The sequence below is a fragment of the Streptomyces luteogriseus genome, from assembly GCF_014205055.1.
GTDB lineage: Bacteria > Actinomycetota > Actinomycetes > Streptomycetales > Streptomycetaceae > Streptomyces > Streptomyces luteogriseus.
Map to the genome: position 1 here is coordinate 7,329,226 of NZ_JACHMS010000001.1, position 15,434 is coordinate 7,344,659.

The 15,434-nt window shown below is 71.9% G+C and carries 17 protein-coding genes; 8 read left to right on the forward strand and 9 right to left on the reverse strand.

The window, feature by feature from the left end:
- Window positions 1-56 precede the first annotated feature (56 nt).
- The 3 genes from BJ965_RS32725 (at window position 57) to BJ965_RS32735 (ending at window position 3,052) form a co-directional block, all read left to right on the forward strand.
- Window positions 57-1,643 carry an ABC transporter substrate-binding protein gene (locus BJ965_RS32725; RefSeq protein WP_184913798.1) on the forward strand — a complete coding sequence of 529 codons (1,587 nt, stop codon included), beginning with the start codon at window positions 57-59 and terminating at the stop codon, window positions 1,641-1,643.
- 94 nt (window positions 1,644-1,737) lie between these two features.
- On the forward strand, window positions 1,738-2,421 hold the full coding sequence (ung, locus tag BJ965_RS32730; protein WP_184913799.1) for a uracil-DNA glycosylase: 684 nt from the start codon (window positions 1,738-1,740) through the stop codon (window positions 2,419-2,421).
- A 130-nt stretch (window positions 2,422-2,551) separates the two neighbouring features.
- Window positions 2,552-3,052: a hypothetical protein gene (locus BJ965_RS32735; RefSeq protein ID WP_184913800.1), complete on the forward strand. Its 501-nt coding sequence runs from the start codon at window positions 2,552-2,554 to the stop codon at window positions 3,050-3,052.
- An 18-nt stretch (window positions 3,053-3,070) separates the two neighbouring features.
- On the opposite strand, the gene BJ965_RS38780 is transcribed toward BJ965_RS32735, so the two are convergent.
- The 3 genes from BJ965_RS38780 to BJ965_RS32745 form a co-directional block, all read right to left on the reverse strand.
- Complete coding sequence (locus tag BJ965_RS38780) at window positions 3,071-3,592, reverse strand: hypothetical protein (protein WP_313667396.1); 522 nt, start codon at window positions 3,590-3,592, stop codon at window positions 3,071-3,073.
- 124 nt (window positions 3,593-3,716) lie between these two features.
- Window positions 3,717-4,229, reverse strand: a complete 513-nt coding sequence (locus BJ965_RS32740) for a DinB family protein (protein WP_030835749.1) — start codon at window positions 4,227-4,229, stop codon at window positions 3,717-3,719.
- 42 nt (window positions 4,230-4,271) lie between these two features.
- Window positions 4,272-4,862, reverse strand: coding sequence for a TetR/AcrR family transcriptional regulator (locus BJ965_RS32745; RefSeq protein ID WP_184913801.1), 591 nt, complete (start codon window positions 4,860-4,862; stop codon window positions 4,272-4,274).
- An 82-nt stretch (window positions 4,863-4,944) separates the two neighbouring features.
- Between BJ965_RS32745 and BJ965_RS32750 the strand changes: the two genes are divergently transcribed.
- Window positions 4,945-6,129, forward strand: a complete 1,185-nt coding sequence (locus BJ965_RS32750) for an FAD-dependent monooxygenase (protein ID WP_184913803.1) — start codon at window positions 4,945-4,947, stop codon at window positions 6,127-6,129.
- Between the two features lie 12 nt (window positions 6,130-6,141).
- Window positions 6,142-7,047, forward strand: coding sequence for a Gfo/Idh/MocA family protein (locus BJ965_RS32755; protein WP_184913805.1), 906 nt, complete (start codon window positions 6,142-6,144; stop codon window positions 7,045-7,047).
- On the opposite strand, the gene lnt is transcribed toward BJ965_RS32755, so the two are convergent.
- Together lnt and BJ965_RS32765 are read right to left on the reverse strand one after the other, a co-directional pair.
- On the reverse strand, window positions 6,971-8,536 hold the full coding sequence (gene lnt, locus BJ965_RS32760) for an apolipoprotein N-acyltransferase (RefSeq protein ID WP_184913807.1): 1,566 nt from the start codon (window positions 8,534-8,536) through the stop codon (window positions 6,971-6,973). The genes BJ965_RS32755 and lnt overlap by 77 nt on opposite strands.
- A gap of 69 nt (window positions 8,537-8,605) precedes the next feature.
- A complete protein-coding gene (locus tag BJ965_RS32765; protein WP_184913810.1) occupies window positions 8,606-9,076 on the reverse strand; it encodes a nuclear transport factor 2 family protein in 471 nt (156 codons plus the stop codon).
- A gap of 96 nt (window positions 9,077-9,172) precedes the next feature.
- Between BJ965_RS32765 and BJ965_RS32770 the strand changes: the two genes are divergently transcribed.
- Complete coding sequence (locus tag BJ965_RS32770; RefSeq protein WP_184913812.1) at window positions 9,173-9,775, forward strand: DUF4291 domain-containing protein; 603 nt, start codon at window positions 9,173-9,175, stop codon at window positions 9,773-9,775.
- Between the two features lie 180 nt (window positions 9,776-9,955).
- On the opposite strand, the gene BJ965_RS32775 is transcribed toward BJ965_RS32770, so the two are convergent.
- The 3 genes from BJ965_RS32775 to BJ965_RS32785 form a co-directional block, all read right to left on the reverse strand.
- Window positions 9,956-10,135, reverse strand: coding sequence for a hypothetical protein (locus tag BJ965_RS32775; protein WP_030835735.1), 180 nt, complete (start codon window positions 10,133-10,135; stop codon window positions 9,956-9,958).
- Window positions 10,136-10,244: 109 nt separating this feature from the next.
- The gene (locus BJ965_RS32780; protein WP_184913814.1) at window positions 10,245-11,120 is read right to left on the reverse strand and encodes an undecaprenyl-diphosphate phosphatase; all 876 of its coding nucleotides are present in this window, start codon (window positions 11,118-11,120) and stop codon (window positions 10,245-10,247) included.
- A gap of 158 nt (window positions 11,121-11,278) precedes the next feature.
- Window positions 11,279-11,749 (reverse strand): winged helix-turn-helix transcriptional regulator, encoded by a 471-nt coding sequence (locus BJ965_RS32785; protein WP_184913816.1) that lies wholly within the window; start codon window positions 11,747-11,749, stop codon window positions 11,279-11,281.
- A 92-nt stretch (window positions 11,750-11,841) separates the two neighbouring features.
- Between BJ965_RS32785 and BJ965_RS32790 the strand changes: the two genes are divergently transcribed.
- Window positions 11,842-13,011 carry a thiolase family protein gene (locus BJ965_RS32790; RefSeq protein WP_184913818.1) on the forward strand — a complete coding sequence of 390 codons (1,170 nt, stop codon included), beginning with the start codon at window positions 11,842-11,844 and terminating at the stop codon, window positions 13,009-13,011.
- Between the two features lie 21 nt (window positions 13,012-13,032).
- On the opposite strand, the gene BJ965_RS32795 is transcribed toward BJ965_RS32790, so the two are convergent.
- On the reverse strand, window positions 13,033-13,824 hold the full coding sequence (locus BJ965_RS32795) for a TVP38/TMEM64 family protein (protein WP_184913820.1): 792 nt from the start codon (window positions 13,822-13,824) through the stop codon (window positions 13,033-13,035).
- A 340-nt stretch (window positions 13,825-14,164) separates the two neighbouring features.
- On the opposite strand from BJ965_RS32795, the gene tuf reads away from it, so the two are divergent.
- Window positions 14,165-15,334: an elongation factor Tu gene (gene tuf / locus BJ965_RS32800; protein ID WP_184913823.1), complete on the forward strand. Its 1,170-nt coding sequence runs from the start codon at window positions 14,165-14,167 to the stop codon at window positions 15,332-15,334.
- The last annotated feature ends 100 nt before the right edge of the window (window positions 15,335-15,434 follow it).

Consider the following 15,434-nt stretch of genomic DNA (forward strand, 5'->3'; position numbering starts at 1 on the left):
CCGGCACTGCGGTATGGTCTGCCGACCCTTGGTATGGCAGATCGAGGAGCGTGCGCGTGTTCAAGCGGAACCGGTGCCTGTGGCAGGTGGCGGCCATCGCGTCCATATCGTCCCTGCTCGCCGGGTGCGGCGTGCTGTCGTCCGACACCCCGGAGGACGAAGGACCGATTGTCCTGGGCACCACCAGTGCCCCCAGCACGCTCGACCCTGCCGCGTCGTGGGACAGCTCCTGGGAGCTGTTCCGCAACATCTACCAGACGCTGCTGAGCTACCCGACGGGTGCGAGCGACCCCCAGCCGGACGCCGCAGAGCAGTGCGGCTTCAGCGACTCCTCGAACCAGGTCTACCGCTGCGAGCTGCGCGAGGGCCTGAAGTTCTCCAACGGAGACGCGCTCGACGCCCGGGCGGTGAAGTACTCGTTCGACCGGATTCGCAAGATCAACGTCAACGGTGGCCCCGCGGGTCTGCTGGGCAGCCTCGAGCGGGTCCAGGCGCCGAACGACCGCGAGGTGATCTTCCACCTCAACAAGCCGGACGCCACCTTCCCGTTCGTGCTCGCCACCCCCGCCATGTCGATCGTGTCCCCGGAGGCCTACCCGGAGAACAGCCTGCGCAAGGGCAGTGACGTCGTCGGGTCCGGGCCGTACACCCTCGACTCGTACTCCGACGGCAAGGAAGCCGTCCTCGTGCGCAACGACTCCTACAAGGGCTACGCGGAGCGCCGGAACGACGCGGTGACCGTCCGCTACTTCCAGGACTCCGCCACCATGGTGAAGGCCCTGCGGGACGAGAAGATCGACGTGACCTACCGCGGTCTGGCCGCGGGCGACGTCGTCGAGCTCCAGAGCAAGTCCTCCAAGGACGAGGAGATCCAGCTCGTCGAGGGCACCGGCACCGACATCAACTATCTGGTGTTCAACCCGAAGGACTCCTGGGCGAACAAGAAGGCCGTGCGCCAGGCCATCGCGCAGGTTGTCGACCGGGCGGCGATCGCCCACAAGGTCTACAAGGACACCGTCGACCCGCTGTACTCCATGGTCCCCAAGGGCCTCACCGGCCACACCACGGGCTTCTTCGACGACTACGGCGACCCCGACGTCGCCAAGGCCCGCAAGATCCTCACCGAGGCGGGCATCAACCAGCGCGTCCCGCTCACCTTCTGGTACACGAGCGACCGCTACGGCTCCGAGACCGCCGGGGAGTTCAAGGAGCTGAAGCGCCAGCTCGAGGCTTCCGGCCTGTTCTCGATCAGCCTGAAGAACCGCCCCTGGAAGACCTACGTCGAGGGCTACCAGAAGGGCGAGTACCCGGTGTTCGGGCGCGGTTGGTTCCCCGACTTCCCGGACGCCGAGAACTTCATCGCGCCGTTCGTCGGCGACCAGAACGCCCTCGGCACGCCCTACCCGGCCCCCGAGATCACCGGCGATCTGCTGCCCCGCTCGCGCCGGGAGAGCGACCGCGCGAACGTGGAGAAGGAGTTCGAGGAGGCCCAGCGGATCCTCGTGGACGACGCGCGGCTGCTGCCGCTGTGGCAGGGCCGGCAGTACGTGGCGGCCAGCCGGGACGTCTCGGGCGCCGAGCGGGCCCTGGACCCGTCGACGATCATGATGCTGTGGGAGCTGCACCGCAAGACCGCCTGGTAGGCGGTCGGGGCCCCGGGTTTTCCCGGGCGCGTTGTCAGTGGTCGCCTGTAGGTTCTGTGGCCTGGAAGTGACCGCACATCGTGAGGACGTTGACGTGACCGACATCGCCATGCTGCCCGAGTCCTGGCGCGGGGTTCTGGGCGACGAACTGCAGCAGCCCTGGTTCAAGGAGCTGACGGAGTTCGTCGAGGAGGAGCGGGCGAAGGGTCCCGTCTATCCGCCGCGCGAGGAGGTCTTCGCGGCGCTGGACGCCACGCCGTACGAACGGGTCAAGGTCCTGATCCTCGGTCAGGACCCGTACCACGGCGACGGGCAGGGGCACGGGCTGTGCTTCTCGGTCCGGCCGGGTGTGCGGGTCCCGCCGTCCCTGCGCAACATCTACAAGGAGATGCACCAGGAACTGGGCACGCCGATCCCGGACAACGGCTATCTGATGCCGTGGGCCGAGCAGGGCGTCCTGCTGCTCAACGCGGTGCTCACGGTCCGCGCCGGCGAGGCCAACTCCCACAAGGGCCGCGGCTGGGAGAAGTTCACCGACGCGGTGATCCGGGCCGTGGCCGAGCGCCCCGACCCGGCGGTCTTCGTGCTGTGGGGCAACTACGCGCAGAAGAAGCTGCCCCTGATCGACGAGTCCCGGCACGTCGTGGTCAAGGGTGCGCACCCCTCGCCCCTGTCGGCGAAGAAGTTCTTCGGCTCGCGCCCCTTCACGCAGATCGACGAGGCGGTGGCGGCGCAGGGGCACACGCCGATCGACTGGACGATCCCGAACCTGGGCTGAGGCGCCGACGCCCGCCCAAGGTACGGCCGTGCCGTGACGGGCCCGGTGCCGTCCGGAGCCGCCTGAGCCGGATCGCCCCCGCCTGCGGTTAGCGTCGGCAGCAACAGCCGGCGAGTGCGCGGAGGACGTCGTGGCGGAGCGGCAGGAGCAGACGGCGCCGGATGCCGTGCTGACGCGGATCGGGCAGGTCGTCATGCTGCACCACGCCGGGGACCGGGAGGAGGCGCGGCACCGGCTCCTCGCCCTGTGGGCGGAGCTCGGCGAGCACGGCGACCCGCTGCACCGCTGCACTCTCGCCCACTACCTGGCCGACACCCAGGACGACCCGGCGGACGAACTGGCCTGGGACCTGCGCGCGTTGACGGCTGCCGAGGAGGCCGGGCAGGAGGCCCTCGCGGTGACCGCGGTGGTCGCGCTCTACCCCTCCCTGCACCTGAACCTGGCCGAGGACTACATCAGACTCGATCGCCGCGACGCCGCACGCACGCACCTGCGGTGGGCCCGGGAAGCCGCCCTCGCCCTCACCGACGACAGCTACGGCGAGGGCGTGTGGGCGGCCATCGGGCGGCTGGAGTCCCGGCTGGGGGAGGACGGCCCGGGGGCGTGGACGCCACCGCGGCAGCGGCCCTGAGAGGGTGGGTGCGGTGGGTCAACGCCCGTAGGTGTCACGGCAGATCGTCGCCTCCGGGCTGTCCGCCCGCCACCCCCCGTAGCGCCTGCCCAGCGCGCACACGTCCGAGCTGTCCGGGACGCTCCGGCGGACGTCCTGCCGTACCGACTCCGACACGTCCGCAGGACGGGGGCGCGACCGCTGGGGGCTGCGGGGGCCGGGCTCGGGGTGGTCCGGACGGGCGGGGCGCGGGCGGGCGTCGTGGTGGCCGGGCTGTGACGTGTCCTGTTCCGGAGAGACCGCCGGGGGTGTCGGGGCTCGGCGGGACGCCGGCACGCTCGGCTTTGGACGCTGGGACGCCTCTTCGATGAGTTGCAGGGCTTCCCTGGCCGGGGCCTGCACGATCTGTGTCTCCGCCTCGCCCTCCGGCTGAGGCGCCGACGGCCGGGACGGGGCCGCCGAGGGCGCCGGCGCCGAGGGTCGCGGGACCGTCGTACAGCCGGAGAGGGCCGAGACCGCCACGGTCACCAGGAGCGTCGCTGTGGTCGTCGTTCGATGCACCCGCGCAACTCTGGTGCGTCCGGCCCGCGGTGGGGCGACGGACAGGCGGAGGTTGCCCCGCACGGGTGATCTCGCGCCCCGTACGGAGGGCGCCGGTGTGACAGGGGTGACGGCAGGGGCGGCGTCAGTCGCCGGTCGCGCCGTCGACGCGCTCGCGGAGCAGGTCGGCGTGGCCGTTGTGCCGCGCGTACTCCTCGATCATGTGCGTGTAGAGCCACCGCAGGTTGAAGCGCTCGCCGGTGCGTCGGTGCTTGCCCTCGGTGATGTCGTCCAGGCCGAAGCGGGCCGCGTTGCGCCGGGCGGTCTCGATCTCGGACTGCCAGGTGGCGTACGCCTCTTCCCACGTGTCGGACTCGGAGAGATGGAACTCGCCGTCCGGGTCCTCCTCGGTGTAGTAGATCGGGCCGGCGTCCTCGGCCGTGAGCACCTTGCGGAACCAGCCCCGCTCGACCTCCGCCATGTGCCGCACCAGCCCCATCAGGCTCAGCTCGGACGGCTCCACAGCGGCGGTGCGCAACTGGGCATCGGTCAGGCCCTCGCACTTCCAGGCGAGGGTCTGGCGGTGGTAGTCCAGCCAGCCCTCCAGCATCGTGCGCTCGTCTGCGGTGGTGGCGGGCTCTCGGCGTTCGTTGGTCATGGACGCATCCTTTCCGAGTCGCCTTCGCCGCACCACGGGTTTTCAGTGCCCGAGCATTCCCACCAGCAGTTCCCGCAGCCCGGCCCGGATCTCCTCCAGGCTCGGTGTGTCCGTGCCGAACGACCCCGCCACGCAGCTGAACAGCAGGCCGTCCGCCCAGGCGATCAGCGACAGGGTGTGCCGGGCCGGGTCCGTCGAGCCCATGCCGGTGACCAGGGCGGTCAGTTGGTCCCGGAAGCGGGCGCCCGTGGCGTCGAAGAAGGCCCGCAGCTCGGGGCGGCGCGTCGCCTCCAGGGCCAGTTCGTACCGGGCGAGGGTGAGCGCGCGGTTGTTCGTCAGGGCCCGGTGGGCCGCCAGGGCCAGTGCGTCCGCCAGGGAGCCGGTCCCGGCCGCGGGGTCCGGCATCTCGTGCAGGGCCAGCACCCGCGCCTCACGGTCGGCCAGCCGTCGCACCGCCAGTTCCAGCAGGGCCTGCCGGGTCCGGGCGAGGTTCGACGTGGAGCCCTGGGGGAGTGCGGCCGCCTCGTCCACCGCCCGGTGCGTGAGGCCGCGCATCCCGCGCTCGGCGAGCAGGGCGAGGGCGGTGTCGGCGACGAGGTCGGAGCGGCTGGGACCGGCGTTGCTTACGGACATGGGGCTCACGCTACCCGTCCGACTACACCTGTAGTAACGTCGACGGCGTCACTACAGGTGTAGTCGCACTCGAGGAGGAGTCATGGCACAGTCCGGGCACGCCGTCGTGATCGGCGGCGGTATCGGAGGCCTGACGGCCGCGGTCGCCCTGCACCGGCGGGGCCTGCGGGTCACCGTGCTGGAGCGGGCCCGTTCGCTGGAGCCGGTCGGCGCGGCGATCTCCCTCGCGCCCAACTCCCTGCGCGCGCTGGACGTCATCGGCCTCGGCGACGAGATCCGCGGTCTCGCCGCCTGGTCGGGGGACGGGGGCCTGCGCGCTCCGGGCGGGCGGTGGTTCTCCCGCTCCTCAGCCGAAGCGGCCGCCGCGCGCTTCGGCGGCCCGCTCGTCCTGCTGCCCCGCGCCACCCTGATCGAGCGTCTCGCCGCCCTGCTCCCGGCGGACGCCGTCCGCACGGACGCCACCGCGGTGCTCGCCGACAGCGGAGGACCCGGCCGGACGGCCCGCGTCACGACCGCGGACGGCGCACTCGAAGCGGACCTGGTGGTCGGTGCGGACGGCGTCCGGTCCGCCGTGCGCGGGGCACTCTTCCCCGGCCACCCGGGGCCCGTCTACTCAGGCTTCACCACCTGGCGGGTCATGATCCCCGTCCCCGGCGCCCGGTTCGCCTCGCACGAGACCTGGGGTCGGGGCAGCCTCTGGGGCACCCACCCGCTGAAGGACGGCCGCGTCTACGCCTACGGCGCCGCCCTGACCCCCGCAGGCGGCCGGGCGCCCGACGACGAGAAGTCCGAGCTGCTGCGCCGCTTCGGCGACTGGCACGACCCGATCCCCGCCGTGCTCGCCGCCGCCCGGCCCGAAGACGTCCTGCGCCACGACGTCCACCACCTCGCCGAACCCCTGCCCGCCTACCACCACGGCCGGGCCGCCCTGCTCGGCGACGCCGCGCACGCCATGCCCCCGAGCCTCGGCCAGGGCGGCAACCAGGCGATCGAGGACGCCGTCGTGCTCGCCCACCACTACGACGACCTCGCCGCCTACACCGCCGCGCGGCTGCCGCGTACGACCGCGATCGCACGCCAGGCCGTGCGGACGGCCCGGCTCAGCCTCATGAGCAGCCGGGCCGGCATCGCCGTGCGCGACACGGCCGTCGCCGCACTGTCGAAGGCCGGGCCCGCCCTGTTCCTGCGCAGCTTCGACGGCATCGCCGACTGGGCGCCCCCGCAGCGGCCGTATGCTTCCGGGCAGACCCCGGCAGGCAACCGTTGAGGAGATCACCCCGTGAAGGTCGGCTGCATCGGACTCGGTGACATCGCGCAGAAGGCCTACCTCCCGGTCCTCGCCTTCCAGCCCGGGGTCGAACTGCATCTGCAGACCCGTACGCCCGCCACGCTGGACCGGGTCGCACAGGGGCTGCACATCCCGCCGGAGCGGCGGCACAGCACCCTGGACTCCCTGCTCGCGGCGGGCCTGGACGCGGCCTTCGTGCACGCGCCCACGCTCGTGCACCCGGAGATCGTGACGCGACTGCTGGAGGCGGGCGTACCGACCTACGTCGACAAGCCGCTCGCCTACGAACTCGACGACTCCGCGCGGCTGGTGACGCTCGCCGAGGAGCGGGACGTGAGCCTCGCGGTCGGCTTCAACCGGCGCTACGCCCCCGGCTACACGCAGTGCGCGGACCACCCGCGCGAGCTGATCCTGATGCAGAAGAACCGCATCGGGCTGCCGGAGGAACCCCGCTCGATGATCCTCGACGACTTCATCCACGTCGTCGACACCCTCCGGTTCCTGGTGCCCGGCGAGGTCGACGACGTGACCGTGCGCGCCCGGGTCCGGGACGGGCTGCTGCACCATCTGGTGCTCCAGCTCGCCGGGGACGGCTTCACCGCGCTCGGCGTGATGAACCGGCTCAGCGGGTCCGCCGAGGAGGTCCTCGAGGTGTCCGGGCAGGACACCAAACGGCAGGTGGTCAATCTCGCCGAGGTCATCGACCACAAGGGGCAGCCGACCGTGCGGCGGCGCGGGGACTGGGTTCCGGTGGCCCGCCAGCGCGGGATCGAGCAGGCGGTGCTCGCGTTCCTGGACGCGGTCAGGGCGGGCAGGGTGCTCAGCGCCCGGGACGCGCTGGAGACCCATGAACTGTGCGAGCGGGTGGTACGCGCGGTTCAGGAGCGGACCGCCTGAGCCGCAGGGTGCGTGCGCCCTCTCCGGCCGCCCACAGGGCGAGGATCACCATGGCCGCATGCACCGTCCAGTCGCCGTGACGGACGTAGGGCGTGGTGCCGTGGGCGAGGGGGAGCTCGTAGATCCGCGCGGTGGAGGCGTCCGTGCCGAGCGGCGCTCCGATGCGCTGTCCGTCCGGGCCGTAGACGGCGGAGACGCCCGTCAGGGTCGCGTGCACCATGGGGCGGCCGGTCTCGGCGGCACGCAGCGCGGCGAGCGACGCGTGCTGTTCGGGCGCCCAGCTGTGCTGGAACGTGGAGGTCGACGACTGGCCGATCAGCACGTCGACGCCCTCCCGTGTGAGATGGCGGGTCATGTCGGGGAAGGCGGTCTCGAAGCACACCAGCGGGCCCACCCGCAGCTCGTCCTCGATGTTCATCACGATGGGCTGCGAGCCGCGCCTGCGGTCCTCTCCCGCGGCCTTGCCGACGGAGGTGGCCCAGCCGAACAGTGAGCGGGCCGGGATGTACTCGCCGAACGGCACGAGCCGCATCTTGTCGTAGCGCTCGCCGGTCAGGCCGTCGGGCCCGACCAGGACCGAACTCTTGTAGATGCCGGGCTTGTCGGAGCGCCGGGCGTCCACGTTGACCAGGATGTCCGCGCCCGTCGCACGGGAGAGGCCCGCGAGCCGCCCGGCGAGGGCGGGCCGGTCCCCGAGGTCGAAGCCGACGCTGCTCTCGCCCCAGACGATCAGGTCGACGTCCTGCCCGGCGAGCCTGCGGGTGAGCCGCTCCTCGCGGTCGAACCGGCCGTCGGGACCGACGACGACACCCGGCTGCACGATCGCGATCCTGACCTGGCCGTCGACCGCGGGGCGGGGCGAGAACGCCCAGGCGGCGGAGGTGGCGGCTGCCGTGGCGACCAGACCGGCCACGGCGGGTACCCGGGCCCGGCGGACCGCGACGAGGACGGCGACCGCGACGTTGACGGCCACGAGCAGATAGCTGAGCAGCCACACCCCGCCGACCGAAGCGAGCCGCAGCGCCGGTTCCGCCTGCCACTGGCTGCTGCCGAGCATGCCCCAGGGGCCGCCGAGCCCCTGCCAGGAGCGGACCAGCTCGACGGCCAGCCAGCCCGACGGCAGCACCACGAGCGCCACCGTGACCCGGCCGGGGGAGGGAAGGCCGCCGAGGAGACGGCGCACCATCCATCCCCACGGGGCCCACAGGGCGCCGAGGAGGGCCGCGAGGACGATCGTGAACACGTGCAGGCTCGGCAGCAGCCAGTGGTGCATGGCCAGCATGAAGCCGAAGCCGCCGCACCAGCCGTCGAAGGCGGCCCGCTTCCCGGTCGGCGCGGTGCGCAGCAGCAGGATCCAGGGGACCAGGGCGGCGTAGGCGCACCACCACAGCGACGGCGCGGGGAAGGCGAGGACGGGGAGGGCGCCCGCGACCGCCGCGGCGGCCGAGCGGCGCCCGGGGGAGGCGAGCCAGTGTCCGAGCGTCTTCATAGGCGCCTCCTACCCGCGGGTGCCTCCAGTGTGCGCTCTGCGGACGATCTAGGACACAGGACGCCGTGGTCAGTTGACCACAGGTGTCTTCTCCGGCTCGGGAAGGCGCCGCCACTTCTCCCGCACGACCACCTCGCTCAGCCGCCAGCCGTCGTCCGTGCGCAGCGCCGCGAAGGCGTACCGTCCGCCGCACACGAAGTCGGGGGCCGGCCCGGCGGTGGCCATCGGATTGACGTAGTCGGCCTGGACCTCCGCCGTGTCCCCGGTGTCCTGCTCCCAGATCCCGAAGCGCACCCGCCGGTTGACGATCAGGTGCTGCCGCATCGGGAACAGGCTCAGGTTCTCCGCGAGCCACGCGGCGACCGCCCGGGCTTCTCCCTCGATGCCGCCGGCCGACCGGTAGTCAGCCCGCCCGCGAGGGGCGAACAGGCCCCGGTACGCCTCCCAGTCGCCGTCGTCGACCGCCACCGCGTAATCGGTGATCAGCCCGTCCAGGGCCAGCCGGTCCCTCACGGTGGCGAGTTCCACGCGCTGCGTCATCGGCTCAGTGTTGGGCATGGCGGGGGCCGGGCCAAGAGCCGTGCGTGAGCGATATTCGGTGGCCGCCTGGGGGCGGTGGGGCCCAGCCTGTCCGTCGTGAACGAACGACACGAACCGAAGTTCCAGGTGCGCGCCCGCCACACCGGGTCCACGATCACCGTCTACCAGGCCTACCGCCCGGAGATCGGCGGCCCCGCCGCCCGCCAGGGCCGCTTCCCGGCCGCATGGAAGCGGGACCGCATGACATGGATCAAGCCGTCGTTCCTGTGGATGATGTACCGCTGCGGCTGGGGTACCAAGGAGGGCCAGGAGACGGTCCTGGCGATCGAGATCGACCGCGAGGGCTTCCTCTGGGCGCTGCGCAACGCCTGCCTGTCCCATCACGTCCCTGCCCTGCACGGCGACCAGGCCTCCTGGAAGCGGCAGTTGAGGCAGGCGCCCGCGCGGGTGCAGTGGGATCCGGAACGGGACCTGCACCTCAACCCGCTGCCGCACCGGTCGCTCCAGCTGGGGCTCGCCGGGGAGGCCGCCGCGCGCTACGCGGACGAGTGGATCGTGGGGATCGAGGACGTCACGCCGCTCGCCACGGAGATCCACAGACTGGTGCGGGCGGGGCAACCTCACTCGGCCGCAGGGCTGTTGCCGGAGGAGCGGCCGTTGGACCTCGACGACGAGGTGCTGGCGCGACTGCGCGCCTAGAGGGGCGATACGGGGCCGGAAAGGCGACTGCGGGGGCGGTACCGGGGCGGAGGGGCGGTACAGGGGCGGAAAGGCGACCGCGGCGCGCTACCGAGACGGAATGGCGACCGCGGCGCGCTACCGAGACGGAATGGCGACCGCGGGGCGCTACCGAGACGGAATGGCGACCGCGGGAGCTGCTCAGGCCGCCCTGACGACGCCGCCTCGGATCGCTGCCGCCCACTCGACGACGAGCAGCTCGTACTCCGCGCGCTCCTCGGCCGACAGGGTGCCACCCGTACGCTGCCACAGCGCACGGATCTCGTCGTTGACCTCGGCAGCGGACCGCACGGAACCAGGGGTCACGAAATCGGGGGACATGCGGACAAGCCTAGGGGCAGCCACTGACAGCCCGCTACCGGACGGCTACCCGATCCCTATGCGGTTGGTCACGAGAGCGGCGTCACACGGCCCGGGCACCCGCCCCGGGTCAGCCCGCCGACTCGGCCGCGTGCGGGCTCAGGGCACCCACGCTGACCAGGACGATGATGAGGATGCCGAGCGCGATGCGGTAGTAGACGAACGGCATGAAGCTCTTGGTCGAGATGAACTTCATGAACCATGCGATCACCGCGTACCCGACACCGAAGGCGATGATCGTCGCGAAGATCGTCGGACCCCACGACACATGGCCGCCCTCCGTGGCGTCCTTCAGCTCGAACACGCCCGAGGCGAGCACCGCGGGGATGGCGAGCAGGAAGGAGTAGCGGGCCGCGGCCTCGCGCTTGTAGCCCATGAACAGGCCACCGCTGATGGTGGCGCCGGAGCGGGAGACGCCCGGAACGAGTGCCATGGCCTGACAGACGCCGTAGATCAGGCCGTCCCGGACGCCCAGGTCCTCAAGGGCCTTGCGCTGCTTGGGTGCGCGGTGCTTGCCGCCGCTCTCGTCGCGGGCCGCGAGCCGGTCGGCGATGCCCAGGACGATGCCCATGCCGATCAGCATCGTCGCGGTGATCCGCAGATCGCGGAACGGTCCCTCGATCTGGTCCTTCAGCGTCACGCCGAGCACGCCGATCGGGATCGAGCCGACGATGACCAGCCAGCCCATCCGGGCGTCCGGGTCGCTGCGCAGCGCCTTGTTCGTGAGCGAGCGCGTCCACGCCGAGATGATCCGCCCGATGTCCTTGCGGAAGTAGATCAGCACGGCTGCCTCGGTGCCGATCTGCGTGATCGCCGTGAAGGCCGCACCCGGGTCCTCCCAGCCCGAGAAGGCCGCCGTCAGCCGCAGGTGGGCGCTGGAGGAGACGGGGAGGAACTCGGTCAGCCCCTGGACGAGTCCGAGGATGAGTGATTCGAACCAAGACATGAGGTAGCGGAGTCCAAGTGCCGATCGTGGAACGGACGACGGGCGCACCGGGCCGCCGTCGCGATGAATGGGGGATCATGTGTGCCGAGGGGGAAGCGTAGCGCCCCCGGAAGGCCGCCAGGACACAGGGGTTTGGAAGCCGCCGTTGACCAGGGGGATCAGGCGGCGGTGGGTCCGGTCACCGTCCAGCCCGGTGCCTGGGGGCGGGCCGTGAGGTCCTCGTGGCGCACCTCGTCGCCGCAGGCCCGGCAGGTGACGGCCGGGTCGAGGGGCCGGCCGCAGGAGTGCTCCAGGACCATCGGTCGGTCGCCGTCCGCCCGGAGATGGCGGTCGCCCCACGCCATGAGGGTCATCAGCACCGGCTCCAGTTCCAGCCCCGCAGGGGTCGGCCGGTACTCGAAGCGCTGCGGGCGCTCGCTGTAGAGGTGCTTGGCCAGGATCCCGGCGTCGACGAGCCGGCGCAGCCGGGTGGCCAGGATGTCGCGCGGGGCGCCGATGTTGCGCACCAGCTGGTCGAACCGGCCGTTGCCCAGGCACACCTCCCGCAGCACGAGCAGGGAGTACTTCTCGCCGACGAGCGCGAGGGTGTCGGCGATGGAGCAGGGGCGCGGGTCTTTGCGGGCGGCCATGAGACCAGTCTAGGAGAGGGTTGGATTTTCCAACCTTGCGGGCTACGGTGAGTCCGGATTTCCTACTCACCGGTAGTCGTGGAGGCCCGCACATGCGTGACGCAGTCATCGTCGAAGCCGTACGCACCCCGATCGGCAAGGGCAAGCCGAACGGCGCCCTCGCGCACGTCCATCCCGTCGAACTCCTCGCCCACACCCTGCGCACCCTCGTCGAGCGGTCCGGGGTCGACCCCGCGCTCATCGACGACGTCATCGGCGGCACCGTGGACCAGGTCGGCGAGCAGGCCATGAACACCACCCGCTACGCCGTGCTGTCCGCGGGCTTCCCGGAATCGGTGCCGGCGACCACCGTGGACCGCCAGTGCGGCTCCTCCCAGCAGGCCGTGCACTTCGCGGCGCAGGGGGTGCTCTCGGGCGCCTACGACCTGGTCGTGGCCTGCGGGGTCGAGTCGATGAGCCGGGTCCCCATGTGGTCGAACGTGCCCGCGGGCAAGGACCCCTTCGGGCCCGGAGTGGCCGAACGCTACCCGGAGGGGCTCGTTCCGCAGGGCGTCAGTGCCGAACTGATCGCCGCCAAGTGGTCGATCGGCCGCGAGCGGATGGACGAATTCGCCGTCTCCTCGCACCTGAAGGCCGCCAAGGCCTGGGAGGGCGGGCTGTTCGACGCCGAGGTCGCGCCGCTGGAAGGTGTCACGCGCGACGAGTGCGTACGGCCCGGCAGCACCCCCGAGATCCTCGCCGGCCTCAAGCCCGCCTACTACGACCCAGCCGTCGCCGAGCGCTTCCCACAGATCGAGTGGAACGTCACGGCGGGCAACGCCAGCCCCATCAACGACGGGGCCTCCGCCGTGCTCATCACGTCGAGCGAGACGGCGGCCCGGCTCGGGCTGCGCCCGCTCGCCCGGCTGCACAGCTTCGCCGTCACCGGCTCCGACCCGCTGCTGATGCTCACGGGTGTGATCCCGGCGACCGAGAAGGTGCTGCGCAGGGCCTCGCTGACCCTCGGCGACATCGACCTGTTCGAGGTCAACGAGGCGTTCTCCAGCGTCGTACTGGCCTGGCGGCAGGAGACCGGTGCCGACCTCGCCCGGGTCAACGTGCACGGCGGGGCCATCGCGCTCGGGCATCCACTCGGCGCGAGCGGCACCCGGCTGACGACGACGCTGGTGCACGCGATGCGGGAACGGGGCGCCCGGTATGCGCTCCAGACCATGTGCGAGGCGGGCGGACTCGCCAACGCCATGGTCCTGGAACGGGTCTGACCCGGGCGGACCGACGGCCCGTCAGAGGCGGCGCAGCTGGTGCCGCTTGCGCCAGGCCACCACCACGCCCGCCAGCGCGGGCAGGGCGATGCACGCCATGGCGATCAGGAAGGCGGGAGAGGTCGGGGTGGAGGCACGGGCGCCCGCGACGGCGTAGGCGGCGGTGTTCGGGATCGAGCCCAGCCCCGTGGCCAGCAGGAACGGCAGCAGGCCCATGCGGGAGACCGAGGCGCAGTAGTTCGCGGCCCAGAACGGCACACCCGGGAACAGCCGCACCATCAGCATCGACCGGAAGCCGTGCCGGCTGAGCTGGCCGTCCGCGGCCTTCAGCCAACGCCCCCGTAGCAGAGGCCGCAGAGCGTCCTGGCCCAGCGCCCGGCCCAGACAGAAGGCGATCCCGGCGCCGAGCACCGTGCCCGTCAGAGCCACGCCGAGGCCGAGCTGCGAACCGAACAGGGCGCCCGCCGCCAGGTTCAGCAGCGGCCTCGGCACGAACGCCACAGTGCACACGCCGTACGCCACCGTGAACACCGCCGCCGCCGCGGCGCCACTGAGCTGCGGCGGCCAGCCCTCCGTCAGCAGCCGCTGCGGCTCGAACATCAGCACCCCGCAGGCACCGGCCGCGAGCAGCACGACGAGCAGGGAGAGCCGCGACCACGGGGAGAGCAGAACTCTGGTGCAGCGAGCGGCGAAATGAGTCGGTACGGCGGGCGAGACGGTCGTTGCCGGGGGAACGGCGACGGCGAGCTCCGCGGCGGTGGCCCGGGGAGAGGCCGTGGCGGTGCCCCCAGAGCGGGTGGTGGCATCGAGCATCCGGTGACACTAACCGACAAATGTGTGTGATCGCCGTATGGTTCGTCTCACGAGCGTCACAGGCAGCGGTGCGCACCCCCCTGCCCGGGCAGCCGAAAACCATTCGACGTGCGGTAAGGCGTCGGCGATGATCGACGACATGTTCCGGCACGCCTTCGCCCTCGCAGCATCCGTGGTCACGGATGCCCCGAAGGCTGCCGTCGTCGATCCCACGGCCGTCATGGACGGCGCCCGAAGCTGACCCTCTCCGGTTCGTCCGGCGGACCCCGCAAGGGGAGGGTCGGGCAGGTCCTCGGGGTCCCACTTCTTCTTCACCGAGCAGACGCTTCGAGGTACAGCCATGTCCAAAACGGCTTATGTCCGTACGAAACCGCATCTCAACATCGGCACGATGGGTCATGTCGACCACGGCAAGACCACGTTGACCGCCGCCATCACCAAGGTCCTCGCCGACCGCGGCAGTGGCGCGTTCGTGCCGTTCGACCGGATCGACCGGGCGCCCGAGGAGGCGGCGCGCGGCATCACCATCAACATCGCGCACGTGGAGTACGAGACCGACACCCGGCACTACGCGCACGTCGACATGCCGGGCCACGCCGACTACGTCAAGAACATGGTCACCGGCGCCGCCCAGCTCGACGGGGCGATCCTCGTCGTCTCCGCGCTCGACGGGATCATGCCGCAGACCGCCGAACACGTCCTGCTCGCCCGGCAGGTGGGCGTCGACCACGTCGTCGTCGCCCTCAACAAGGCCGACGCGGGCGACGAGGAGCTGACCGACCTGGTCGAGCTGGAGGTCCGCGACCTGCTCACCGCGCACGGCTACGGCGGCGACTCCGTACCCGTCGTACGCGTCTCGGGTCTGAAGGCGCTGGAGGGGGACCCGCGCTGGACGGCGTCGATCGAGGCGCTGCTCGACGCGGTGGACACGTATGTGCCGATGCCGGAGCGGTATCTGGACGCGCCGTTCCTGCTGCCGGTGGAGAACGTGCTGACCATCACCGGTCGGGGGACGGTGGTGACCGGGGCGGTCGAGCGCGGTGTGGTGCGCGTCGGCGACCGGGTCGAGGTGCTCGGGGCCGCCGTCGAGACGGTGGTCACGGGGCTGGAGACCTTCGGCAAGCCGATGGAGGAGGCGCAGGCCGGGGACAACGTGGCGTTGCTGCTGCGGGGGGTGCCACGGGATGCGGTGCGGCGGGGGCATGTGGTCGCGGCGCCGGGGAGCGTGAAGCCGCGGCGGTGCTTCTCGGCGCAGGTGTACGTCCTGTCGGCCCGTGAGGGCGGGCGGACGACGCCCGTCTCCTCCGGGTACCGGCCGCAGTTCTACATCCGGACCGCGGATGTGGTCGGGGTGGTCGACCTCGGCGAGGTGGCGGTGGCCCGGCCCGGCGAGACCGTAGCCATGACCGTGGAGCTGGGGCGGGAGGTGCCGTTGGAGGCGGGGCTCGGGTTTGCCGTCCGTGAGGGTGGCAGGACCGTGGGGGCGGGGACCGTGACCGTCGTGGGTTGAGGCGACGGGGGACTGCGGGCCGTGTCGGGCCGGTCGCGTCGGGCCGGTCGCGCCCACGCGGCGGAGCCGCAGATCGGAACAGCCCCGCACCCCCGTGGGG